23 protein-coding genes are annotated in these 24,354 nt (G+C 47.3%); 12 read left to right on the top strand and 11 right to left on the bottom strand.

Annotated elements, in window-relative coordinates; genetic code table 11:
• Nucleotides 1–94: 94 nt before the first annotated feature.
• The 6 genes from V5298_RS02130 to V5298_RS02105 form a co-directional block, all read right to left on the bottom strand.
• The gene (locus tag V5298_RS02130) at nucleotides 95–595 is read right to left on the bottom strand and encodes a cytochrome c (RefSeq protein WP_332929816.1); all 501 of its coding nucleotides are present in this window, start codon (nucleotides 593–595) and stop codon (nucleotides 95–97) included.
• Nucleotides 596–640: 45 nt separating this feature from the next.
• Nucleotides 641–1,189, bottom strand: coding sequence for a methylamine dehydrogenase light chain (locus V5298_RS02125; protein WP_332929815.1), 549 nt, complete (start codon nucleotides 1,187–1,189; stop codon nucleotides 641–643).
• A 17-nt stretch (nucleotides 1,190–1,206) separates the two neighbouring features.
• The gene (locus V5298_RS02120) at nucleotides 1,207–1,812 is read right to left on the bottom strand and encodes a redoxin domain-containing protein (RefSeq protein WP_332929814.1); all 606 of its coding nucleotides are present in this window, start codon (nucleotides 1,810–1,812) and stop codon (nucleotides 1,207–1,209) included.
• A gap of 13 nt (nucleotides 1,813–1,825) precedes the next feature.
• Complete coding sequence (locus tag V5298_RS02115) at nucleotides 1,826–2,362, bottom strand: MauE/DoxX family redox-associated membrane protein (protein ID WP_332929813.1); 537 nt, start codon at nucleotides 2,360–2,362, stop codon at nucleotides 1,826–1,828.
• A 9-nt stretch (nucleotides 2,363–2,371) separates the two neighbouring features.
• Nucleotides 2,372–3,490, bottom strand: coding sequence for an amine dehydrogenase large subunit (locus V5298_RS02110; RefSeq protein WP_332929812.1), 1,119 nt, complete (start codon nucleotides 3,488–3,490; stop codon nucleotides 2,372–2,374).
• Nucleotides 3,491–3,582: 92 nt separating this feature from the next.
• Complete coding sequence (locus V5298_RS02105) at nucleotides 3,583–5,826, bottom strand: TonB-dependent receptor (RefSeq protein WP_332929811.1); 2,244 nt, start codon at nucleotides 5,824–5,826, stop codon at nucleotides 3,583–3,585.
• Between the two features lie 510 nt (nucleotides 5,827–6,336).
• Here V5298_RS02105 and V5298_RS02100 point away from each other — a divergent pair.
• The 4 genes from V5298_RS02100 (at nucleotide 6,337) to V5298_RS02085 (ending at nucleotide 9,346) form a co-directional block, all read left to right on the top strand.
• The gene (locus V5298_RS02100) at nucleotides 6,337–6,654 is read left to right on the top strand and encodes a c-type cytochrome (RefSeq protein ID WP_332929810.1); all 318 of its coding nucleotides are present in this window, start codon (nucleotides 6,337–6,339) and stop codon (nucleotides 6,652–6,654) included.
• A gap of 147 nt (nucleotides 6,655–6,801) precedes the next feature.
• Nucleotides 6,802–7,548 carry a class II aldolase/adducin family protein gene (locus V5298_RS02095; protein WP_332929809.1) on the top strand — a complete coding sequence of 249 codons (747 nt, stop codon included), beginning with the start codon at nucleotides 6,802–6,804 and terminating at the stop codon, nucleotides 7,546–7,548.
• A 426-nt stretch (nucleotides 7,549–7,974) separates the two neighbouring features.
• Nucleotides 7,975–8,133, top strand: a complete 159-nt coding sequence (locus V5298_RS02090; RefSeq protein ID WP_332929808.1) for a hypothetical protein — start codon at nucleotides 7,975–7,977, stop codon at nucleotides 8,131–8,133.
• Nucleotides 8,134–8,269: 136 nt separating this feature from the next.
• A complete protein-coding gene (locus tag V5298_RS02085) occupies nucleotides 8,270–9,346 on the top strand; it encodes a zinc-binding metallopeptidase family protein (RefSeq protein WP_332929807.1) in 1,077 nt (358 codons plus the stop codon).
• Here the strand turns inward: V5298_RS02085 and V5298_RS02080 are convergent.
• Entirely contained in the window at nucleotides 9,343–10,080 is a 738-nt protein-coding gene (locus tag V5298_RS02080) for a peptidase (RefSeq protein WP_332929806.1), read from the bottom strand. The genes V5298_RS02085 and V5298_RS02080 overlap by 4 nt on opposite strands.
• A 166-nt stretch (nucleotides 10,081–10,246) precedes the next feature.
• Between V5298_RS02080 and V5298_RS02075 the strand changes: the two genes are divergently transcribed.
• Together V5298_RS02075 and V5298_RS02070 are read left to right on the top strand one after the other, a co-directional pair.
• Complete coding sequence (locus V5298_RS02075) at nucleotides 10,247–11,701, top strand: circularly permuted type 2 ATP-grasp protein (RefSeq protein ID WP_332929805.1); 1,455 nt, start codon at nucleotides 10,247–10,249, stop codon at nucleotides 11,699–11,701.
• 2 nt (nucleotides 11,702–11,703) lie between these two features.
• Complete coding sequence (locus tag V5298_RS02070) at nucleotides 11,704–12,624, top strand: alpha-E domain-containing protein (RefSeq protein WP_332929804.1); 921 nt, start codon at nucleotides 11,704–11,706, stop codon at nucleotides 12,622–12,624.
• A gap of 47 nt (nucleotides 12,625–12,671) precedes the next feature.
• Here V5298_RS02070 and V5298_RS02065 read toward each other — a convergent pair whose 3' ends face one another.
• Nucleotides 12,672–14,729, bottom strand: a complete 2,058-nt coding sequence (locus V5298_RS02065; protein WP_332929803.1) for a S9 family peptidase — start codon at nucleotides 14,727–14,729, stop codon at nucleotides 12,672–12,674.
• A gap of 443 nt (nucleotides 14,730–15,172) precedes the next feature.
• Between V5298_RS02065 and V5298_RS02060 the strand changes: the two genes are divergently transcribed.
• The 4 genes from V5298_RS02060 (at nucleotide 15,173) to V5298_RS02045 (ending at nucleotide 19,028) form a co-directional block, all read left to right on the top strand.
• Nucleotides 15,173–16,927 carry an amidohydrolase family protein gene (locus V5298_RS02060; RefSeq protein WP_332929802.1) on the top strand — a complete coding sequence of 585 codons (1,755 nt, stop codon included), beginning with the start codon at nucleotides 15,173–15,175 and terminating at the stop codon, nucleotides 16,925–16,927.
• Nucleotides 16,928–17,150: 223 nt separating this feature from the next.
• Nucleotides 17,151–17,705: a sigma-70 family RNA polymerase sigma factor gene (locus V5298_RS02055; RefSeq protein WP_332929801.1), complete on the top strand. Its 555-nt coding sequence runs from the start codon at nucleotides 17,151–17,153 to the stop codon at nucleotides 17,703–17,705.
• An 81-nt stretch (nucleotides 17,706–17,786) separates the two neighbouring features.
• Complete coding sequence (locus tag V5298_RS02050; protein WP_332929800.1) at nucleotides 17,787–18,776, top strand: permease; 990 nt, start codon at nucleotides 17,787–17,789, stop codon at nucleotides 18,774–18,776.
• A 15-nt stretch (nucleotides 18,777–18,791) separates the two neighbouring features.
• Nucleotides 18,792–19,028 (top strand): thioredoxin family protein, encoded by a 237-nt coding sequence (locus tag V5298_RS02045; protein WP_332929799.1) that lies wholly within the window; start codon nucleotides 18,792–18,794, stop codon nucleotides 19,026–19,028.
• A 156-nt stretch (nucleotides 19,029–19,184) separates the two neighbouring features.
• Here the strand turns inward: V5298_RS02045 and V5298_RS02040 are convergent, their stop codons facing one another.
• A complete protein-coding gene (locus V5298_RS02040) occupies nucleotides 19,185–19,859 on the bottom strand; it encodes a type 1 glutamine amidotransferase domain-containing protein (protein ID WP_332929798.1) in 675 nt (224 codons plus the stop codon).
• Nucleotides 19,860–19,892: 33 nt separating this feature from the next.
• The gene (locus tag V5298_RS02035) at nucleotides 19,893–21,311 is read right to left on the bottom strand and encodes a coniferyl aldehyde dehydrogenase (RefSeq protein WP_332929797.1); all 1,419 of its coding nucleotides are present in this window, start codon (nucleotides 21,309–21,311) and stop codon (nucleotides 19,893–19,895) included.
• Between the two features lie 163 nt (nucleotides 21,312–21,474).
• Here V5298_RS02035 and V5298_RS02030 point away from each other — a divergent pair, with 163 nt between their 5' ends.
• Nucleotides 21,475–22,362: a LysR family transcriptional regulator gene (locus V5298_RS02030; protein ID WP_332929796.1), complete on the top strand. Its 888-nt coding sequence runs from the start codon at nucleotides 21,475–21,477 to the stop codon at nucleotides 22,360–22,362.
• 42 nt (nucleotides 22,363–22,404) lie between these two features.
• Here the strand turns inward: V5298_RS02030 and V5298_RS02025 are convergent, their stop codons facing one another.
• The gene (locus tag V5298_RS02025; protein WP_332929795.1) at nucleotides 22,405–23,325 is read right to left on the bottom strand and encodes a LysR substrate-binding domain-containing protein; all 921 of its coding nucleotides are present in this window, start codon (nucleotides 23,323–23,325) and stop codon (nucleotides 22,405–22,407) included.
• Nucleotides 23,326–23,436: 111 nt separating this feature from the next.
• Between V5298_RS02025 and V5298_RS02020 the strand changes: the two genes are divergently transcribed.
• A complete protein-coding gene (locus V5298_RS02020) occupies nucleotides 23,437–24,345 on the top strand; it encodes a dimethylarginine dimethylaminohydrolase family protein (protein ID WP_332929794.1) in 909 nt (302 codons plus the stop codon).
• Nucleotides 24,346–24,354: the final 9 nt, after the last annotated feature.

Below are 24,354 nucleotides of genomic sequence, written 5' to 3'. Positions count from 1 at the left end.
AGTTCCATGAAGCAGCCATTTCATCGGGTTAGGCGTTTCGGCAATGTGCCGGTACTGCTGGCAAAGTCCTGAGTGTTAATGTTTCAAAAAATACTTAATTCCACGGATAATGCGCTGGTAACGTTATGCCACGTTTTTCCAGTCGCTTGGCGATATCTCTGCGCAATTTTACTAAATCGTCTGGGGGTTGCTTGCGAAGCTTAGCAACTTGTTCCGCGGTGAATCTATACGTTGAATTAGGGACGCTTTGTGACCCAAATGACGTAATGACATAGTTCATGATATCTGCCGCATCTTGATCACTGATACCGGCGCTCATAACGCCGCCCACATTAACCATGTACCAGGCACCTTCATCGTCATATAAAAAGGCGCCAATGTTAGGGGGCATTTGTGGCACATCGGCTTTAATTTCGCCCATACCATCTAAGCCATGGCAACCACCACAGAAAAGAGCGTATTTGTTTGCTACCGGGGCATTATCTGAAATGCCGTGAATAGAGGACAAATTGCTATTAGCGACGGCAGACGTATAGATGAAAGAAACAGCCGTGGCTACGGCCAGGCAAAATACACGGGGTTTCAGAATAACCATTCTTTACTCCAAAAAAAGCCGGCCGCAGCCGGCAATAACGGAAATTTATGCTGTGCCTACAATGGCAGCAACGGTACAGTGATAAGCGTTTTTGTTATTCGCCATACACCAGTTAATGCCATTGTGAAGGCCCAAACGATATCCAGGACGTTCACGTTCGTGGTTACTACAGCGGCAACCGTTACAGGACATCTTGCCGCAACAGTCGTTATAACTGATGAGGTAGGATTTTTCGTCTACGGGGTTTTCACAGGTACCAATCCAGGACACTTTGGAAATGTCACTGCCTGGAGGGCATTCGGTGACTGAGCCGCCGCAACAAGTACAAAGGGTGCCCGACAGTGCACAATAGCGCCAGTATTCACACTGTTGGTCTTCGGCATCAAAGGCATTGTCACCTTTTTGCTTAAATTCTGCTGCAGAGGCCTCGCCAAGGCGGTCGTAGGGCAGCATGGGCACAACGGCCATGCCCACCATGGCTTGGCCAGCTTTGGCTAGAAAGCTACGACGCCCGGAATTAGTGGCCTGACGGCGGACTGATTTCTCCGTCATGCTATCTAATCTGTCTCGAAGTTTAGATAAAATATTGGTCATTGATTTCTCCTTGGGTATTATGCGTGAGCAGAATTTTCGGCCTGCTCAATGTAGGTCTGCACAGAGGCAATACCCATTTCTTTTGCGTTAAACAAACTTTCAATTTGTTCTCTGTTATTCACCAGCCCTTTTGCCAGTACGTTGCCGTTTTCACCAATTAACAGGGCGAAGGGTAAACGGCTTACACGAAATGCCATGCCAAGTTCAGTTGACAGTAAGTAAGGGAAAGCAGAGAGTTTGTGAGATTCAATAAACCGGGCATGTTCATCGGCCTTGCCGTCACTGGCTAATACCACTTTTAACCATGAACGCTCGTCATTTTGAATTTTGCTGAGCAAAGGGATCAGCTTTTTACATACCGGGCAGGTGGGTGACAGGAAAAACAGCAAGGTACTGTGGGACTGGGTTCCACCCACGCTAACGGCACCTGTTCCACTTAAGGATTGGATATCGAATTGGGGAGCCGGCTGACCTACTGCCGGGCCGCTGTCGGTAACCAATGCACCAAGGGGCGCCACGCGTTCGAATAAAATACCGGTTTGGCGAGCCAGCGCCCACATTGCAACAACCAGACCTAAAACTACGACAAATAAAACACCAACAATAATGTTAATCGCTTCCATAATATTTTCCTTATTAACGTAAATCTGAAACCACAATGTGGGCTTTAATTTTCAGTAATTGTTCAAACAGCATGACCGCACCCCACAACATAATGATGCTCATTACGCAGGTGGTGGCCGGTACAAAACCGCTTAGTTGTTCGACGGGGAGAAAGGCGGCAAAACTGGCGATGCCAATATAAAGCCCATTGCGCACCAAGTGCCAAGGCGTGATCCCCTGACCGGAGCCGCCGCAACCACAATCGATGGAAACGCGTCCACGTTTTAGGTTGATGCCAATGGCCGCCGCGTAGCCGGCTAACAGGCATATGCCTAAAAGCGCGCCCGTGCTTCTAAACGACGGAATTAACACCAAAACCACCGTTGCCAGTTCAAGGCTCAGCACCATAACCGCAAGTGCAGGGGCCATTTTTTCCGGTAATAATTTGTAGTCGCGGATAATGCCCTGGGTCTCAAAGAAGTTGAAAAACTTCCCCACCGCCGCTTTGGCGAAAATCAATGCGATTAACCCCGCGCTGATAACAGAAAGTATTGCGATACCTGAGTCCATAATCATTTCCTATAGCGTAAAGGCTGAAGGACGTTCCATCTTCATGAACTTGTCCCGACGAAGGGTATAAGCGGCATTCGGATCAACGAAATAGCGCACCAGACCGTGTTTCTTGGTGCCCAAAAACAGATATTTGCCATCACCGGAGTAGTACTGCACAGAAATACCGTCGGAAATGGTGCTACGGGATACAATCTTGTTGGTCTTGTAATCGTAAACCCAGGCTTCGGTGGCCGGTTCTATGTGTGAACCGTCCCATGCCTCTTCCTGCATGAGGATGTATAAGTAGCTGGTACCTGGAATTTTGCTCATTAACTGATAACCACTGGGCTTGTAATTTCCCGGAGTTCCCTCAGGTACAATGGCTTTTTTGCTTTTTAGTAATGGGCGTTCGCCACTGATATCAATGGTGTAGAAGTTGCCGTTAAATGAGACGAAAAACAGGGTGTCCCCTTCGCGCTCAGCAAAAACAAACAGCGGGTCGCTATCTACATCAAAAATAATGTCGCTTCGAACCGTTGAGCCATACTCGCCGCTTTCTTTGAGGGTGATAGCTGACAAACGTCCATCACCACACAATGAAACAAAGCGATCCTCATCATTCATGATGGGGTAGATTCCCCAACATCCCGGTAGGGGGACTTCTGCAGCCTGCTTTTTACCGGCCACATCAAATACGGTGACGGATGTGGCGGGGGTGGCATTTTGCAAGAATAACCATTTCTGTTTAGCCGAGCCTTGCATGAAGGGGATCTGCATGCCGGTCATGGCCAGTTTATCAACAATGGGGATTTCCACCGTGGGGGTGAGGGTTTCCATGTCCCAGAAACGTACATTGTCGTGTTTTGCCCCTTCCCGTCCTTTATCGTAATAGGTGCGGGTGGTGTATAAGGTTTTGCCATCTAACGACAATACCTTCTGAGTGGCTTCAGAGATGGTGCCCTGATGGCTAAAGGTTTCTGGATCTAACACATGGGAACGCCCATACTCTGACACAATCAGATGGGGAGTGTCTGGCAGAGTTTTAATAAGACCCACTTTTTCTATTTCCAGTTCGGCAACGGCGCTATTCGCAAAAGCGATACTAGAGACTGCCGAACAAACGGTGATCAGCTTTCGTAATTTCATAATTTTCCTCATTTAATTCAAAGACCCGTTACGCAATGCGTTTGATCCTTGGCCTTTAGCCGACAGCCATTGCTGTCTGTCGGCTAGTGTTATCAAAAGTCGTATTCAACGCTGGCATAAAGTGTCCGGGGTGTCCCCATCTTGTATGAACCGCCTCCGGTTTCGCTGGTGCTGATTGCCGATAGATAATCCTTATCAAGCAGGTTGTAGAAGGCGAGTTGGAAACGCATATTCGAGAAGTTGCTTAGGTCGTCGCCTTCCCAACCAATAGATCCATTCACCAGGGTGTAGGCGTCGGTTTCTTCCGTGTTGATGGAGTTGGCGAAGCGCGATCCGGTGTATTTCACATCCATGTTGAAGAAGAAGTTGTCTCCTTTGTAGGCGGCAACAAAGCTTCCTGTAACCTTGGGTTGGTCAAAAATATATTTGCCGGCCACCGGAATAAGGACATCCGAATCGGTATCCGCATCGTAGGTGTAATAATCGTCTTCAAATTTGGAGCTGTTGTAGGAAACTGACGCCGTATATTTCCATTGGTTGTTGGGACGATATTCACCGGAAAGCTCTGCACCGTAGGTTTCCATGTCGCCCACGTTGGTGTATGCCGAACCAGAAATGGTTTGGATATTACGGGACGAGATAGACACAATCCGATCCTGATAATCAATACTGTACAATGCGATATAGCCGCTCCAGGTTTCGCCGGAAGTACGTACACCTACATCAATATTGGTCGATTGCTCAGGTGAAATGTCTGGGTTGAAGACGGTAGATACCAATGCGGCACTCGGGGCACCGGCATAGTTTTCCGCATAGTTTGCAAATACCTGGGTATCGGGCGTGACGTAATAACTCACACCAAACTGAGGCTGAAACAAATCTTCGTTTTCAACACTGAAATCCCGGTAGGTGTTTGAGTTGTAGTCAGTAAGGTTTGCAATGCCTTCAAAGTGACGATCCACCATCAGGGCTTTTGCACCCACTTCTATGCTCAGATCATCATCGAGAAAACGCATGGTATCTTTAATATAGAAGTTAGTTGTTTGCGTATCGAAGTGACGGTCGTAGCTCCAACCAATGATCTCGTTGGTGATACTGCCATCTTCTAAACTGGAGTTTTGTAAAGGCAGGTTAGGATCATAGTCGTAATCTTCATACCAACCACCAAATTCCAGGGTGTTGGTCATGGATATTTCCCACACGGCGTTAACCGTTGTACCGTAGCGCTCACCCGGACGTTGACCATTACGTTGTGCCATTATGCCGTTGGGTTCGTACTCGATATCGGTGCGTCCACCGGCAATGGCGGCATCATAAAGTGCTTGGGCGTTGGCGGGTGTGACAGAAAACCAAGCGTAACCGTGTTTTTTCTCGTAATAAGGGGTAATTTTTACGTTAAGTGTTTCACTTAGCCAGAAATCGCCCACTAGGTTGTAGAGCCAAGTCCGTCGTCCGTTGCGCCAGTACTCGTAATACATCCAGTCGATTTCAGGGTCGCCGGTCAGACCATCAATAATGGTCCACCATGACGCAGGGTTACCGTCCAGGTCGTATTCCATATAATCGTGATCGTCACGGTTATCCCAGGTCATACGAAAGGTTAGGCTGTTTTCATCCCATGATTGTTTGATTTTGGCTTCAACGTGATCGTTGGCCAATGTGGCATTGTCGATTTCAAATGTGTTTGAGCGTAAACGTGCGCCAGAAATATAGGCCGTTGGTCCACCGTCCCACAGTTCGCCGGTATCAACGCGAACAAAGCTACGCTGAAAGTTAAAGGAACCCACAGTAAAGGATGCACTGCCGCCCACTTCGTCTTCTGGATCGCTACTGAAATAGCGTATTGCACCGCCAAGGGCGTGTTGTGTTGGCTGGCTTACGTCGCCAGAACCCGGTGAAACTTCCACACCTGCTAGGTTTTCACTGAGTACGTAACGTCCAATAGAGCCACCTTCACTGTTATCCACCGATTCAAGGGGAATACCGTCAACGGTAATACCCAACTGGCCGGCGTCAAAACCGCGAATGGACATGGTATTAATGAGTTCGTACATGCCGTATGGATCGGAGGTTTGTACCGTAACACCCGGCAGATCCCGAAGAAGATTCTGTGGGGCGATACCCGGTGCTTGGGCCTCTATGTACTCATTACTTATTGCTGCTGTAGTACGTGTTGTTTTTGCGCCGATAACGGCGATCCTTTCTACATCACTGATTTCAGAAGCATCAGTGTCAGACTCTTGTGATGAAGCATGATTAGCCGCTAATGCCAGACCTATCGCGCTTACCAACTTGAGTTTCCGTTTTGTGGTTAAAAATGGTGTTTTCTCTTTCATGGCAATACCTGTTATTTCTGACGGTTGAAGGTATGCCTGCAGTGGTCAATTGCGTTTTGGTACTAATTCATTATGTCTTTGCCTGTAATTGATAAAGACAAAATGTGGTTTCTATTTGACCTCTTGGGTATTTACATCGTATTGCCAGGACAATTCGTATTTTTATTATTCCTGCAGACTGTACTGCTAACACAAACCGCAAAATGTGAAACACATTTTGTGAAGCAGTCCGCATTACTATGACGACACCAAAGAACGGTGTGAAGAAAGATTACCCTATGGTAGTGACAGCTATTTGCTATGTACGTCATTTAGCCACTATGCAGCTTTTTAAAAGCTATTGTTTAATTGGCCGTTGACGATTAAGCCTTTTTTATGAAAAGGATACGAAAGGAGTATGAAAAACGGGAAAAAGTAGCATTGATAACGGGAAGCGAGTTGGCCACCCTTACAGCTAGTGTGTGTTACCTTTTTTGCATTCGTAGTTTCATATTCATAACGGGAAATTTTATGTCACATAAAACGTATTTTATTGCCATTCTTACTTTTGGAATGTTGCAGTCTGTACATGCAGAAGACACCCTTGAGAAGGGAAAGCAGGTTTATAACCAAGCCTGTGTGATGTGTCACGCTGCGGGCATTTCTAATGCGCCAATTGCCCACAACACCGAACAGTGGCAAGAGCGAAAAGAAAGTAAGGGCATGGATACACTACTTAAAAATGCCATGTCCGGTCTTAATCAAATGCCACCTATGGGGCTATGTGCTGCGTGTTCTGAAGAAGATCTAACCAGTGCCATTGAATATATGATGTCTGAAACCCCGTAATTGCCACATTCTGGGCTTATCGCCATCAATGTTTGTATAAGCCTATGATTTTTTGGTATGGCACTTTGCAAAAAAGTGATTTGCCAGTTGGTGTCTAGTCATCTACTTTGCAGACAGTCTCTGTTCATGATTATTAAGGAGTCTGCGATGTCAGCCTCAAATGACTGTGCCGCAACAAATTTACGAATTGACTTAGCCGCCGCATACCGCTTACTCGCTTTACACGGCTGGAGCGATAATATTTTTACCCACCTTTCCGCTCGTTGTCTTGATCATTCGGATCGCTTTTTACTCAACAGTTATGGCCTGCTGCCTGAAGAAGTCTGTGCCAGTAACCTTATCGAAGTGGATGTGCAGGGGGAAAACGCCGGTGTAGATGATGCGTCGGTAAACCCAGCGGGATTCACCATACATAGTGCGATTCATATGGCCCGCACCGATGCTCATTGTGTAATGCACACCCACACTATGGCGGGCATGGCCGTGGCGGGGTTAGAGGAAGGTTTACTGATGGTAAATCAAACCAGCATGGAGTTTTTCAACCGGGTGGCCTATTACGATTATCAAGGGATCCCGTTAGCCTGCGATGAGCGGGAAGCCATTGTGGCCGCCCTTGGCGATAAGCACAGCATGATATTGCGTAATCACGGCTTGTTAACGGTAGGGCGCACCGTCGCCGAAGCTTACTATCGCATGTATTATTTGAATAAAGCCTGTGAAATTCAAATAGAGACTATGAAAACCGGCGGGAAATTATTGCTCCCTGACGATGCAATTTGTGAACATGTGGCCCAACAAGCATCTAGTCCTCGTTATATGGCGCAAAGTATCGACCTAATTTGGCAGGCGATGCGCCGAAAACTCGACCGCACCGACCCAACCTACCGCGATTAATCCGACCGGTGTGTAAACGCTATTAAAAAAAGACCCGCTAAGTGCGGGTCAAAGGAGTTCGGAAGGTGGATTGAAGCCTTCCGGTTACACATAAATGGTTTCATTCTTACTCTCGACGGTGGACTAACAGTCCTCAGTCGGTGGGGCCCACACCTCGAACGGTGAGGTTCAAGTGTAAAGACAGAGTAAAGGAATTTCTAACAATAAAAATTTATACTGTCATGCGTTTTTCTCATGGCAGGTTGGCATTATTTTTACTGCTCGGTTTATCGACTTCTTTCTCCGCACCGGTTTCGATCAAGTTTCTGAATATTGCGTATACACTTAATTAACTTGCTGTATCACGGCGAACGGCACTTTCGTAACGCAGATTACCCGTGGCACGTAAAACCGACAATGCACCGACCTGTAAATAAGGGGAGAGCTATGACAACATCAGATAAACATCCACCACACGAACGGGAAATCACCCTGCCAGAAACCGATACAACAGAAGAGGATTATGATTCTGTTGCCGGAGAAGAAGATCCAGGGGCTGCCTTAGAGGATTTTGTGGAATATGATAAAACAGCGCCGCAAAAATAAACCGTTTCAAGGCGTCAATGACTAGCTAAATGAATTGGTACTGAGCGAGGGCGTGTTATATCTTTTAAACGCGTTGTAGTGTAGCTTAAGACCCCTTAAAATATACATTAAGCTATAAGCAGACAGAAGATAAGCCGTGAAAAAATACAAGTGTACATGTGGAAATGCATTATATTTCTCAAACAGTTTGTGTTTGTCGTGTCAGCGCCCGGTGGGCTTTTTGACCGACGCGCAGGTGATATCTTCCTGTGATGTAAACAGTGACGGACATTGGATAGCCACCGTCAATGGAAAGGCTTACAAGCAATGCGCCAATTATGCCCAATTGAATGTGTGTAACTGGCTTATTCCGCTGGATGACCCTAACCACTTATGCCAATCTTGTGTCTTAACCGAAACCATTCCCGATTTATCTAAACCCGATAACCTTAAGTTGTGGTTTCGCATGGAGCAGGCCAAACGTCACCTTATCTATACCTTAAATCAGCTAAACTTGCCTATTGTAGGTAAAAATAAAGCCAGTGACGGTCTATCCTTTCGGTTTTTAGAAGACGAAGTGGAAGAGGCGTTGTATGGTCGCGAACTGACTATCAGAAACACCGTTACCACCGGTCACAGCGACGGTGTGATCACCATCAATCTTAAAGAGGCTGAAGAAACCAAGCGTTTGGAAATGCGGGAGAAAATGAACGAAAGATACCGCACATTAATTGGACACTTTCGTCATGAATCCGGCCATTATTATTGGGATATCCTAGTTAAGCATAGCCCGCATTTAGATGAGTTTAGACAGCTTTTTGGCGACGAGCGGCAAGATTATCAACAGAGTTTAGAGCGTTATTATTCCCAAGGACCCGCCCCCGATTGGCCAGAACGCTGTATCAGTGCTTATGCCAGTATGCATCCGTGGGAAGACTGGGCTGAAACTTGGGCTCATTATCTGCACATGGTCGATACGTTAGAATCGGCTAATGAATATGGCACGAGTTTGGAAAATAAAACCCTGTCTAACCCGCTCATTAGCGATTACCCACATACGGCCACGTATTGCGATGAGAGCTTTAATACTCTCATCGAAGATTGGGATAAGCTGACCAATTTGTTAAATGCCCTTAATAGTAGCATGGGGTTAGATGATGCTTATCCCTTTGTTATCAATGATAAATCAAAAGAAAAACTGTATTTCATTCACCTGTTGGTGAAAGCCGTTTAGTTTTTCTCCCATTCATAACGGGGCAGTTGGTCGAAGGCTTTGCGCACGCCTTCAGTCCATTGTTTTTGCAACGACTTATACATAGGGCTATTGAGGGTATAGGTGTTGTGATACGGCGCTTCCAATGAATCTTTTTGGTACATGGCAATTTCGATGGGGGGACCAACGGAAATATTACTTCTGATGGTGGAATCTAGCGACACCATGGCGCAGCGTGCAGCATCTTCCAGCGTGGTGGTTTTCGATATAATTCTATCGAGTATGGGCTTACCGTATTTGGTTTCACCTATTTGCAAGTAGGGGGTATCTTCCGATGCGGTAATAAAATTGCCCTGGGGATAAATATGGAAAATTTCCGCTTCTTTCCCCGCAATCTGACCACCTAATATAAAATTAGATTCTGCACTGGCATTGGATTGTTCCATGGCTCTTGCATGGCGTTGTTGTTCTTGTTGGCTTAACTTACCGATGTATTGGGCAACCTCATATAACTGCTTTCCATGACGCAAGCTGAACTCGGCATCGGGGTTTGCTAAATCTCTCTCAATAGCGTGTATGACTGCTTGTGAGGTGGCCAAGCTACCCGAAGTCATTAATACACAAACCCGTTCGCCAGGCCAGGTGTAACGACGCATTTTACTGTAGGTCGCGACATGATCGACGCCTGCATTGGTTCTGGAATCTGAGCCAAAAATCAGGCCCCGGTTTACTTTGACTGCTAAACAATATGTCACGGTGTCTCTCTTTCTTAAAAATTCAGGCAATAAAATTAGAATAAAGGGAACAGGGCGTTTTCCTGTATTCAATAACACGTAAATGTGGTTATTCCCATTGCAATTTAATCGAAAACTCGCTTATATGGTATGAATAAAACACTTTTATTACGCTAGGGATTGTAGCATGGCAATAAGATGGGGAAATTATCGGGTAGGAGCGTTTTATGATGAACTTATCCGTGTAGCAAACAAACCACGGCCCGCAGCAGAGGAAATCTGTAAGTATTTAAGAAACCTCTCTGACGAGGAACTCACCGAATACACCACCGCAGCAAATACCGCGATCCATGTCATGGGGATTACTTTTACGGTATACACCGAAGAAGAAGGTTCCATAGACCGAGCCTGGCCATTCGATATCATTCCGCGCATTATTGAAAAAAAAGAATGGCTACAAATCCAAGACGGCTTAAAGCAGCGTGTTAAAGCGCTGAATATGTTCATTGAAGATCTCTATAACGAGCAGCGTATTTTAGAAGACGGCATTGTCCCACGGGATCTTATCGAAGCTTCCACCAATTTCTTGCCTGAATGCATGGGCATTAGGCCGAAACACGGCGTCTGGGCACATATTTGCGGTAGCGATTTGGTGCGTGATCACAACGGCACCCCCTACGTACTAGAAGATAACCTTCGCGTTCCCTCCGGCGTTTCCTACATGATGGAAAACCGCCATGTAATGAAGCGGGTTTTTCCCGATATGTTCGAGAAATACAATATCTTACCCGTGGATGATTATCCTTCTCAGTTGTATGACATGCTCAGCCAGCTTTCGCCTCGGGATATTGAGCAGCCTGAAGTGGTGGTACTGACACCGGGCATTTATAACTCGGCCTATTTTGAACATGCTTACCTGGCGCAGCAAATGGGCGCTGAGCTGGTGGTAGGTAGTGATCTGGTGGTCGACGATGACGATGTGGTGTACATGCGTACGGTTAATGGTTTATCTCGGGTAGATGTGATTTACCGTCGTATTGATGATGCCTTTCTCGATCCCGAAGTGTTCCGCGCCGACTCCATGTTAGGGGTGCCAGGTCTTATGCGAGCTTGGAAGGCGGGCAATGTCAGCCTTGCCAATGCACCGGGGGCCGGTGTTGCCGATGATAAAGTCGTGTATGCCTATGTGCCGGAGATTATTCGTTACTATTTGAATGAAGAGCCTTTGTTGCCCAATGTACCTACCTATAAATGCGTCAATAAAGAAGAGCGTGACTACGTTATTGAAAACATCGATAAAATGGTGGTGAAACCGGCGAATGAATCCGGTGGATACGGCATGTTAATCGGGCCACACTCAACCAAGGCTGAACGAGAAAAATTTGTAAGATTGATTCGCAGAGATCCACGTAATTACGTGGCTCAACCCATGTTGTTGTTGTCTACCGCGCCAACGTTAATTGGCACAAAAGCGGAGCCGCGGCACTTGGATTTACGACCGTTTATTTTAAGTGGTACAGACATTAGTGTCACCATGGGCGGACTGACCCGGGTAGCAATGAAAAAGGGATCGACGGTGGTGAATTCATCTCAGGGCGGTGGCAGCAAAGACACCTGGATTGTCGACATGGAGGAGGATTAATTATGTTATCGAGGGTTGCCAATCATATTTACTGGATGGAACGCTATTTGGAAAGAGCTGAAAACACAGCTCGTTTAATACAAGTAAACACTCACTTGCTTCTCGATCTTCCCCGTCATATCACCCTAGGCTGGGAGCCTATCATCGATATGCTGTCATTCCGTGAGGCCTTTTATGAGCATTATGAGGTGGCCGACGAAAAAAGCGTGATTAAATTTATGGTAACAGATACCGCCAACCCCGGTTCTATTATCAATTGTCTCGCCGCGGCCAGAGAAAATGCCCGTATTGTGCGAGAAATCATTCCGGCAGAGGCCTGGGAGCAAATCAATAATCTGCACCTTACAGCAAAAGCCGACGGCCAAAGCGTGCTTACCCGTCGCCATCGTTTTGCCTGCTTACATAAAATTATTATTGGTAATCAGACAATCACAGGCCTACTCGGCGGTACCATGTTGCGCGGCGAAGGCTATGCCTTTTTACGTTTAGGGCGACATATTGAACGCACAGATATGACATCGCGTATTATCGATGTGCGCTCGGCATCATTGCTACCTGATCTCTCACCGGAACAGTCGGCGTTTGAAAATATTCAATGGATGGGCGTACTTAAGTCGTTAACCGCTTACCAAATGTACCGTCAGGAAATGCGCATTCGGATTAACCGTACCGATGTGCTGAAATTTTTGTTGCAGTATAAGCAGTTTCCCCGTTCGTTAAGTCACTGCTTACAGCAAATGGGAAAATGTCTGCTTGAACTGCCAAAGTCAGAGCCTATTCAGGAGCAAGTAAAGTCGCTGACAGACAACCTGCAGCAGCTCGATACCTTCGAATTAACCCAAGACAACTTGCATGAGATGATTGATGAAGTTCAGCAGGGATTGGTGAGTATTCACCAAGCTATTAACGACGCCTACTTCTAAGGTAAAAAACTGGCACCCTAACGGTGCCAGTGATATATATTTTCCTACTATTTGTTCTTTGTTTCTTCATCCTTGCTGGGATAACGGTCAAACCACGCCAATACGTGTTTTACTTTGGCGATAAGTTGACTAGGGCGCTTAGCAATAAAATGAAAGGCTCCGGGCATTTCCACAAGTGCGGTATCAATTTTCCGAATTTTAAGGGCATTGTAGAGTTGCTTTGACTCTGACAGTGGGGTGCGCATATCGGCATCACCTACCATTACCAGTGTAGGAGTATTGATATTGCCCACCAACGAAAGCGGTGAAAACTTCCAATATTCCTGCATGTTTTCCCAAGGTTGACCGGCGTAACGGTAATTCGCATAGCCATAATAATTATCCGCGGTAAGGGTTTTGCTTATCCAGTTCATCACCGGCTTGACCACTGCGGCCGCTTCAAAACGGTTATTTTTACCAATTATCCAGGCGGTCATGATCCCGCCAGCACTGCCGCCGGTAACGTATAGCTTATCTTCAGTGGTATAACCCAGGCGGATCATTTCGTCTACACCATCCATCACATCCTGATAATCTTCACCGGGGTAATTGCGATACAGTAAGTTTGCAAATTCTTCGCCGTAGGACGTGCTGCCACGAGGATTAGGATAAAAAACGATGTAACCGGCACTGGCATAAAGCTGGATTTCAGGTGAGAAACGATCGCCATAGTTGGAAATGGGCCCGCCATGATTTTCAACAATTAAAGGGTAGGTTTTGCCCCCTTCGTAGTTTGGTGGAAACACCACCCAGCCTTGTATTTTTCGACCGTCAGCGGTGGATTTATACCAGACACTTTCAACCTTGCCTAAGGTGCGATAAGCAAGCAGATCTTCATTGAGCCCGGTGATTAATGAGGGGGCACGGCCTTTTTTCGTTATCACGGCCACATCTGATGGGCGATACGCCGTGGTATGGGTAAACGCAATTTGTCCTTTGGTGTTGACTGAAAAGCTGCCGCCACCGTAAGGACGGCTAACCGCTGTGCCGCCCATATTGTTCGCAAGGGTAGTGACACGCCCCGATAGGGTGGTTTTCGCTAGTCGTGTATTGCCTTCACTGTCATAACTAAAATAAAGCCCGCTGGGTTGCCAGGTAAGCTGACTGATGCTGCGATCAAGTTTGGTCTCGATTTCGTGTTTATTACTGCCGTCGATGTTCATAACGTATAAACGGGTGACTTGATAGGCTTGGACTTTGTCGTCAAATCCCAACCACGCGATCTGTTTTCCGTCGGGAGAAATCGCCGGCGTATGGTCTGGCCCTTTGCGTTCGGTGAGGGCTGTAATGTCGCCGCTGGCTACATCCACCTGATAGATTTCAGAATTACGAAAATCGTGTTCAAAATCGGCCTGTCTGTTGGCAGAAAACACCAAGTATTTTCCATCTGGCGTCCATTGTGGCGTACCTTTGTGATGAAAATTGCCGGAGGTAATTTGGCGAGCCGTACCACCTTCTGCTGGTATAACAAATAAATGATAAAAGCCGGTTTCCATATAACCGCGACCATCTTGTTCGTATTTAAGGCGGGTGGTTATACGAGGCGCATCGGCCCATTTCGCGCCTTTGGGTTTGGCCGGCATACTCACCATTACCGGTGGTTTTTCTGGTACCAGCATAGAAAAGGCGATGGACTTACCATCAGGCGACCAGCTTAGCCCTGAAGGTGAACGTTCCAGTTCTGTTAATCGCGCGGTTTTGCCGGTTTCTACCCAATAAACGTAAATTTCACTACCGTTTAGGCCCTTGCTGGTATAGGCCAAACGTTTCCCATCCGGTGACCATACCGCCGCACCTTCACTGGTATCTCGCTCGGTAAGTTTTGACAAATTACTGCCATCGGTTGATACCATCCACAACCTGGATTGACGGGAATCGGTCATCACATCCATATAACTGCGATTAAACACAACGGTTTTACCGTCAGGTGAGATAGCGGGGTTGGCTGCCCACTCCAATTCGAATACGTCGCTATCTTGAAAAGCGGGCTTAGTTTGTGCCGAGGCTATAGTGGATACGAGAAGCCCAAATAAGCACAGTGCGCTTATGCCGAAGCGTTTTTTCATCGCCAGTTCCTTTTTTGTGTCGTTTTTTTTGTATTTTTAAGGGTGTAAACCCTAAGAAATCCAATGTCAAAATACGTATTGGTGGTTTCTATTAATCTCTTATTTAACAGAAAACCCTTTTACCTTACACGAATACTGGCGCTTTTTGAGGATCCGTAGTTTTTCTTTTAACCGCTCACCTTGTTTAACGGTGTAACCACTACGCAGCTGAGGGCGACTTGTTGTTTTCCTTTCTGTTGTAGTGCCAAAGGGACATTGTGAGATAAAAAATTTAATGATTAACAATGTTCTAGATGTTTAGTATCGTTAACGTTAATACGAAATGGCTAAAAAATAAAAATAACACTATTTCGTTCTTGCCTGAAAAATCAATTCCATAGGCTAAGACCGTGACACGGTCACTTAGCAAAACGCACAATTACGCTGTTTATGCGGGGAACACCATGTTCAGTTTTAATAAAATACCGATAGTTCAGCGGGTAATCACCGCTATCGCTCTTTATGTTGCATTGTTTGGCAGTGCCGAGGCCGAAACCATCTTTATCAATGATGTAACTGTATTCGACAGTACCGGCAGTGCGCCCTATCAAGCCGACGTGATTGTGGAAGATGGCCGCTTTTCTCACATTGGGCCTGATCTTTTAGTTCCAGAAGGGGCCATGGTTGTGGAAGGTGATGGTGCCAGTCTGTTACCGGGGTTGATCGACGTACATGTTCACTGGACAGCCAGCCGTGCCCAGGTGTCTACCGCCTTGCTGAAGCATGGCATTACCACCGTCACCGATTTTCATTCCTCGCCAGATTCCTACGCTGCAAAACGTCAATGGCATCAACAATTAATTTCTCCTCATGTAGCCTATGCGGCGCGTATCGCCCCGCCGGGTGGCCATGGCGCAGACTGGGCTGACGAGAGGATGACGCGCTTGGTTGCTTCGCCTGAAGAGGCGCGAGCGGTGATGACGTATTTAGATAACTACCAACCGGATCTCATTAAAGTCTTTGCGGACGGTTGGCGCTACGGAAACGACAAAGAAGATAATGATATTAGCTTACATGCGCTAAAAGAAATTACCTTGCAGGCCAACAAACGGGGCTGGCCGGTGGTTACCCATACGGTTACCGTTGACGGCGGGAAACGGGCAGCGCTCGGGGGCGTTACTGCCGTAGTACATGCTATTCAAAATGAACCGGCCAGTGATGAGTTGCCCGGTTTGATGGTAGAACATAACCTGTACTATGCGCCTACATTGGCGGTATATGAGATGCGCCCGGATAAAATCGCCCGTTACAGCGAGGCGCAAATTGCCGCGGGGAAAGCAAGGCAAACCTATTCTGAGCAGAACCTGAAAACCTTTATGGCAGCAGGTGTGCATTTGGCTTTAGGTACCGACTCCGGTATTGGAAATACGCCCTTTGGTGAATCCAGCGTGCATGAGTTGGAATTAATGACCGATTTTGGTGTGCCTGACAAAGACGCCATAATTGCCGGTACACGAGGCAGTGCGTCTGTATTGGGGGTGAGTGATGATCGTGGCACCATCGAAGTGGGCAAACGGGCGGACTTCGTGCTGGTAAACGGTAAACCCTGGGAACAGGTATCCGACTATCGAAATATTGACTCTGTGTATGTTGACGGAAAGCTTGTGGTAAAAGAAGGTGAACTGGTGGGCATCCAAGGGCCAGATTTACCGCCGGCAATACCTGCAACAGCGCTAATTGATGACTTTGAACGTAGTGACGATAAAACCCAATATGGCACCTTAAGAAAGCAGGATATCGACTTTAGTTTCCCCCGAAGTCATGTGTTAATGCAAAGCAAAGCGGAAAAACCCGGCGAAAATAAGATCCTTGATGTTTCAATCGAACTGGAAAATAAGCCCAAGCCGAAAGCGGGCGTGATCTTCCCTCTTTCCGAAGGCAGTTTTTATCCGGTAGATGCAACGGCATTTAAGGGTGTGGCTTTTGACATCAATGCAAAACCGGGCACCTACATTGTCGCCCTTAACAGTTATGGCGGTAAAAGCAGTGTGACTATTGATGTGCCCGGTGGCTGGCAAACACGGGTTTTACCCTTCGATAGCTTTCGCGGCGATGCGCAATTGGATACGGGTAAATTAACGTCTGTTTCTATTAGTGTGCAAGGACAAGGAGAAGAGACTTACTGGATAGAGCTGGATAACGTAAAATTCACTCGCTAGTTAGCCGTGTCAATGCTTTAACGTAAGTACAGGTTTATGAAGACAAAAAGAGGGAGCACCGAGTGTGCTCCTTCTTTTATCTTGCCTAAGGATCAGTTACATCCTGTCGCCATTGTTCATTTTTCATCAATGTGCGGTTAACGACTTCCACAGAAAAGAAGGTTCACAGCTAACTCACTTTTAGTATGATGGTAGGTAAGTCTCCAATGCATCTAATAACACTATGTCTCATACGTCACCATTAGTACCTTGTGCAAAGGCCGCTTGGGAGCGCAATGAACATGCGCTATTTCGGTGGCTGTTAAAGAAAACCGGCGATGAAGAAGTTAGCCGGGATCTTCTGCAAGATGTCTTTGTGCGAGTGATGCAGCAACGTGACCGTTTTTGCGAGGTCAAAAATAGCCGAAGCTGGTTATTCACGGTGGCGCGAAATCTACTGATTGATTTGGTGAGAGAGCACCGCGTTGAATCGGTAGACGATGACATTGAAGATGAAGAAACCGTGTATGACGCCATTGATCTGTTGGCGCTTAGTTGTCTATCCCGGGTGCTTGAAGAATTAACGCCTCAAGAGCGGGACTTAATCACCCAGTGCGATTTACATGGCGTGCATCAAAAAGAGTATGCCGAGCAGCATGGGTTGTCTTTGTCAGCGGTGAAATCCCGCCTTCGGCGGTCCCGGGAAAAACTCAAACGCCAAATGGAAATATCCTGTCAGGTGCAACTTGATGAGGATCACCGTGTCTGTAATTTTACCGCCAGAAGCCAGCCCGTTTAATTTATTTTACATTTTTGCGCATCCTTTTGTCCTGTCGTCCGTCTTTAATAAATAGAGACAACGAATAAGGATGAAAGACGTATGTTTGCCATATTTACCCACTTCGCCAGTTGGCTGGTTTATGATGTGCTGGCGTTGTCCCCCGATACCAAATTGGCTGATGCACTGCACTTTTTCGTTGAAGACACCACCAAAATATTCGCCCTATTATTGGTGATGATCTATTTCATCGCCTTGATCCGCGCTTCTTTAGACATTGAGCGGGTGCGTGATTATCTGGCTAGAAAGAATCGTTTCTTAGGCTATTTTCTTGGCGCTTTTTTTGGTGCTATTACCCCGTTTTGTTCCTGTTCCAGTATCCCGGTTTTTTTAGGTTTCACCTCTGCGGGGATCCCCCTTGGGATCACCATGGCATTTTTGATTACCTCGCCCCTCATCAATGAAGTGGCTGTGCTTTTGCTCATTGGCCTGCTTGGCTGGGAGTTTACCCTGCTGTATATCGCCATTGGTATGAGTGTGGGAATTTTAGGCGGGTTATTTCTTGATGCTATAGGCGCTGAGCGCTGGTTACAGTCCTTTGCTGCCGATGCGCTTAAACATGGGCAGGCGACTCAGCAAAACGACGACAACGAAGACGTGGCACAAGCCCTTACCATGGCTCAGCGTCACGCCTTCGCCAAAGAAGAAACCAAGGATATTTTTGGGCGGGTATGGAAATGGGTGATTATTGGGGTAGGACTTGGCGCCGCCTTGCACGGTTTTGTCCCCGACGGCTGGATAGAAGCCCATTTGGGGGATGGCCAATGGTGGTCTGTTCCCGCTGCGGTGTTGCTGGGTATTCCCTTGTATTCCAATGCCACGGGGGTGATCCCGGTGATGGAAAGCTTACTGGTGAATGGCCTGCCTGTGGGTACGACGTTGGCATTTTGTATGAGTACCGTTGCGGCCAGTTTCCCCGAGTTCATTCTGCTTAAACAGGTTATGCAGTGGAAACTGCTGGCCATTTTGTTTGTTGTTTTGCTATTTGCGTTCACGTTAGTGGGCTGGTTTTTTAATTTTATACCGCTTTAGAGAAAGGAGAAGGTAATGAAAGTCGTTAAAGTATTAGGTTCAGGCTGTAAAAATTGTATTGCTACCGAGCAGGTGATTAAAGAGGTTGCGGAAAAAAATGGGATTGAGGTGAATATTGAGAAGGTCACCGCACCACAGGACATTATGCAATACCGCGTAATGAAAACCCCTGCGGTGGTGATTGACGAAACCTTGGTACACAAAGGCAGTGTACCTGATGCGGCCACCGTGACAACCTGGCTTACGGCATAGCCAGGTTGGGATCTTATGGCTTACCCTGGTAGGCCATTTAAACATTGTTTACCATCAGTTCGGCCAGCGCTGCGCCAGAAGAGTGACTTGGCCGTATTTATGTTCTATTTGCCCAGCTTGCTAGGCAGCGTTAATGCACCGCTAGGCGTCGACTATTTAAAAGCGACCTAGTACCGCTTTCGCCACCGCTTCAGAGCTAGCCGGATTTTGGCCGGTAATTAACTGGCCATCTTCAACTACAAATTCACTCCAGTCATCGGCTTTTTTATACTGGCCACCTAAGCGAATAAATTCATCTTCAATTAAAAATGGCACCACGTCAGTGAGACCAACCGCGGCTTCTTCGCCATTGGTAAAGCCGGTGACGTTACGGCCTTTGATTAAGGGTTCGCCATTGGCGGCTTTTACATTTTTAAGCACCCCCGGCGCGTGACACACGAAGCTAATAGGTTTGCCGGCGCGGGTAAATTCTTCAATTAACTCAATAGAGGTTGCAGACTCGGCTAAATCCCAAAGGGGGCCATGACCTCCTGGGTAGAACACTGCGTCAAAGTCGCCGGCATTCACCGTATCCAGCTTTACTGTTTCTGCCAGTGCCCGTTGGGCTTGCTCATCTTCATTAAAACGACCCGTGGCCGGGGTTTGGAAATCGTCTAATTCACTTTTCGGATCGAGTGGGGGCTGTCCTCCCAGCGGTGAGGCAAGGACGATCTCACTGCCAGCATCCAGAAATTGATAATAGGGCGCGGCAAATTCTTCCAGCCAAAAGCCAGTTTTTTCGCCGGTACCGCCGAGTTTGTCGTGTGAGGTCAGTACCATTAGTATTTTCATTGTAACACTCCTACATTTAGGGAAATAAGTCATCTACGCTTTAAAAAATGCATCCAATGCAACGAGTTTGTCTTGATAAGGTGCGCGTAAACGTTGGCTGGATTCAGCCTGTTCACTTTGCACCACCACAGGTTTGGCGTGGGAAAATTGACGGAAGCCGTATACGCCATGATAGGCGCCCATGCCTGACGGACCCACGCCGCCAAAAGGTAAATTCTCAATACTGACATGGGTCATCACATCGTTGATGACCAAAGCGCCAGAGGTGGTGCGTTTGGCAAAACTCTGCTGCTTAGATGGCGACTCGGTAAATAAATATGCGGCGAGTGGGCGAGGATGAGCATTAATATAATCGATGGCTTGCTGTTCATCTTGATAGGTCATGATGGGGAGCAGAGGGCCAAATATTTCCTCTTGCATGATGGCCATATCATCGGTTACATCAAGTATCAAATGGGGCGCTATTTTGCCGGTATGCTTGTCATAGGCGGGTTCATCGTTGCTAGCCAATTTGATGATCCTCGCGCCTTTCTTGTTGGCATCATCCAGTAGCCCCACCAAACGGGTAAAGTGACGGGCATTGATGATGGCCGTGTAATCTGGGTTGTCATGAAGGGTAGCAAAAGCGCTGGTTAAAAATTGATGTGCCTTGTCGACAAAGCTGTCCGCCTGAGATTCAGATAGCATCAAGTAATCTGGCGAAATACAAATTTGCCCGGCGTTAAAGGTTTTTACCGTTAATGTACGCGCTACCGCTTTGTCTAAATCAGCATCTTTTGCTACCACAACGGGGGATTTACCGCCCAGTTCTAGGGTTACGGGTACCAGATTTTCAGCCGCAGCACGCATCACGTGTTTACCCACCGCCGTACTGCCGGTAAAAATTAAATGATCAAACGGCAGGGCACTGAAGGCTTGTCCAACTGTGGCATCGCCAAGTACCACGGTGAGTTCTTCAGGACCAAAGTAACGACCCACGAGTTCGGCGAGCAGCTCTGAGGTTTTTGGCGTCAGCTCAGAAGGCTTTAACATGGCGGTGTTACCCGCGGCGAAAACGCTGGCCAGTGGGCCAAAGGCCAGATTGACCGGAAAATTCCAGGGACTAATCACACCCACCACACCCAGTGGTTGATACTCAACGGAGGTTTGCATGCCTTCCACAGGGGCGGGCACGATTTCAGGCTGCATCCATTGCGCTACATTATCACTTGCGTGCTGCAATAACTTGATGGTGCCAAGTAAATCAGCGGCACCACTTTGATACGCGCTGCGATGGCCAAAATCTGAATTCATGGCATTGGTAAGCGCTTGGTAGTTCTCTTTGATTAACGCAACCGAGCGAGCCAAACGATCTCGACGACACTGAGCAGAAGCAGGCCCATTGTTGGTCTGCTGTTTTTTCATGCTGGCTAGAATGCTGCGTAAATGAATTTGATTGTCACTGTTGCTCATAAGGCCTCCTTGGGGGCGCAGGGGTTACTGAGGTAACCGCATATTGGGCTTTTAAGCGGTGGGCTATCCCGTTTGTAAGCAGTGAGTTCATCTTAATTGGAATAGGTGGCACTTTAAATTCATGGTATTTTGTAGGGGGTATAAATATATTTATGGGTAAGGCATGTCACTGACACGAATGAGAACCTTTATTGAAGTGTACCGGCAACGTTCCATTAGCCGGGCAGCGAAAGCGTTGAATTTAACCCAACCGGCGGCCTCCCAACACATTGCTGGTCTTGAGATAGCGGTGGGTAAGCCCCTGTTTCAGCGCACCGTGTCTGGGGTAGAGCCTACCTCGGCGGGCCAGGAATTGGCCATTGATATTGGTGACACACTGGATTTGGCCGAAGCGGCGTTAGCCAATGCCCGCGCCCGTTCTATGGATGTGTCTGGGGTGCTGCAGATTGTCGGTCATGCCGATTTTATGGCCGAAATATTAAGTGAGCCGCTACAACCCTTATTGCAATCGGGGATCAAGGTGCGCATGCATACCGGCACCGGGGCCATGATCACCCAGATGCTTTTAGAAGGCCATTGCGATTTAGGCGTATCAGCACACCCGGTAATTGATGAAAGGCTGCGTAGTGAACGTATTTATACCAGCCGGGTGATGCCCGTGGCCTCTAAAGCGGTGGCGGAGCGTATTATGGCAGCGGACGATATGGCCACAGCCCTTGGCAAAGAGCCGTTGGTGGCCTACAACTTAGAATTAACTTTGATTGAAACCTGGCTAAAGAAAAATAAATTTGCCCTGAAAAACCTAACGCCAAGCTTGGTTAATTTGGATTTGCGCGCACAGCGAAAAATGCTGATGCAGGGGTTTGGTTGGTCGGTGATGCCCGACTTTTTGTGCCAGGAGCAGATTAAAACAGGCCACATCGTAGAGTTACCGTCTCCCATTGGCACTCATGACATTGATTATTTTTTAATTTGGTTGCCCAGCGCACTGCGTCAGGTACGGGTGGCCCATGCCCGGCAAACACTGCTAAATCTCATCCGCCAACAATAAGCCAATATTGGGTGTTAGTTCAGCCTGTTGGTTATCGTCTTATCACTCAAGGCGAGCGCCCTTGTCTGCTAAGTTCTTGAGTACACTTTGTAACACCAACTGGGTACGGTAATTCATTAAAGGTGCAGGATGGGTAACCAAATATACCGATTCCCCTGCCGGATGGGCCGAGTCTAAGGCCTGCATCAATTTACCTTGGCGAATATCGTCACTGACTTCCACAATATCGGCCAGTGCCAGGCCCATTCCTAAGCGCGCCGCTTCAATGGCCTGATACGCATAATCAAAATAGGTATGTTGGGGCGACTGATGCCCATCAAGCTGATGTTGTTCAAACCAGGTAAACCATTGGCCAAGGCTGTCGTGCAGTAAGGGGTAATGAAGTAAGTCGGCAACGGAATGTAAGGTTTTCCCTTTTAGCAGTGCTGGGTTACACACGGGCACATAGTATTCGTTATACAGTTTTTTCACGGTTTTATCCGGCTCATTGGGTCGCCCCAAGCACAGGGCAATATCCAGTTCTGCCGGCAGGTTTTTCTGGTGGGGTTCCAGTGTGCGTAGTTTAAAGGCAATTTCTGGATATTGGTGTTGCATGTCCGCCAGTATGGGGAGCAACCAGTTAAGCATAATGGTACCTGTGGTACCGATGATGATTTCGCCTTCTACCTGGGTGGGATCCAGCAAATGCAAGCCATTGTTCAACTCGCTAAAGGCCTTTTGTACCGAGGTTAATAAACGCATTCCCGGTGCGGTTAATTGCAATTTATTGTTTTTACGCTCAAACAATTGCGTATTTAGCCGGGCTTCCAGTTGCTTGATATGGCGGCTAAGGGCCGAGTGAGACACAAACATTTCCTGGGCGGCTTTGCGCATATGGCAGTGTCGGCCGGCTGCTTCAAAGGCCACCAATGCATTAAGAGGAATTTGTCGTAAATCTAAATAAGGGGTTTGCTCTGTTTTCATGCTTCACTGTTTCTGGTCTAATTATTAGACCATCTTGGTAATAAAACGATGCTTGAGTATTTGATAGGTCACCATAAACTGGTTTTATTGAAACATAAAGAGTGAATTGCAATGAGTAAATCGTTTTATCGTCGTAACCCCGCGGGTAATACTGGTCGTTTAGATCATTGGAGCATGGACTCCGAGTACGGAGAACTGCAAGAAGTGCTGATTGGTCCTATGGATCACTACAGTTGGAAAGACGGCAATGCCATGTCCCGTCGTTCAGTGCGGTTAGGTCGACAGTTTGATAAAACGGTGGCCGCCAAGCAATACCAAGAGATGGTAGATGTGTATCACCACTGCGGCGTAAAAACCCACTTTCTCGCCCCTGATGAACACCTGCCTTATCAAATTTATGCCCGGGATTCATCCGTATTAACCCCGTGGGGCCCCATTATTACCCAAATGCAAAGCCCTTGGCGTCGTGGCGAATGGGTGAGCGTGAGTAAGTTCTACGAACAGGCCAATATCCCTGTTTATGACGCTGTAACCGCCGGCTCTTTTGAAGGGGGTGATTTTATGGTGTTAGAGCCGGGTGTGATTTTATGCGGTTACACCGGTGAGCGCACTAGCGAAGCGGGCTTAAATCAGGTGAAAGGCTGGGTGGAAAAAGAAGGCTGGGAATTTAAGTCGTACCAGTTTGATCCTTATTTTCTGCATCTGGATGTGAAGTTTGCCATGCTTACAGAAAAGCTTGCTGCAGTGTGTACCCAGGCAGTGGAAGATGAACTTCTTGACTGGCTAAAAGCCCGCAATATTGAAATTATTGATATTTCCTATCGTTCGGTGCTTGAACTGGGCGTTAACGTGGTGGCGCTAGGAAAAGACAGAGTGCTTATTCCTGAGGCCAGTACTGAGCTGGTGGAAAAAGCCAAAGCCCATGGTCTTGAGGTGTTCTCGCCGGATATTTCCATGTTTACTTCTGGTGGCGGCGGCGTACATTGTATGTGTCAGCCTCTTAGTCGAGCAGATGCGTAGGAGCATACT

The organism is Alteromonas sp. 14N.309.X.WAT.G.H12, assembly GCF_036697315.1.
GTDB lineage: Bacteria > Pseudomonadota > Gammaproteobacteria > Enterobacterales > Alteromonadaceae > Alteromonas.
Note: the sequence above shows the minus strand (reverse complement) of the source record. Positions and strands in the feature narration are given on the sequence as shown.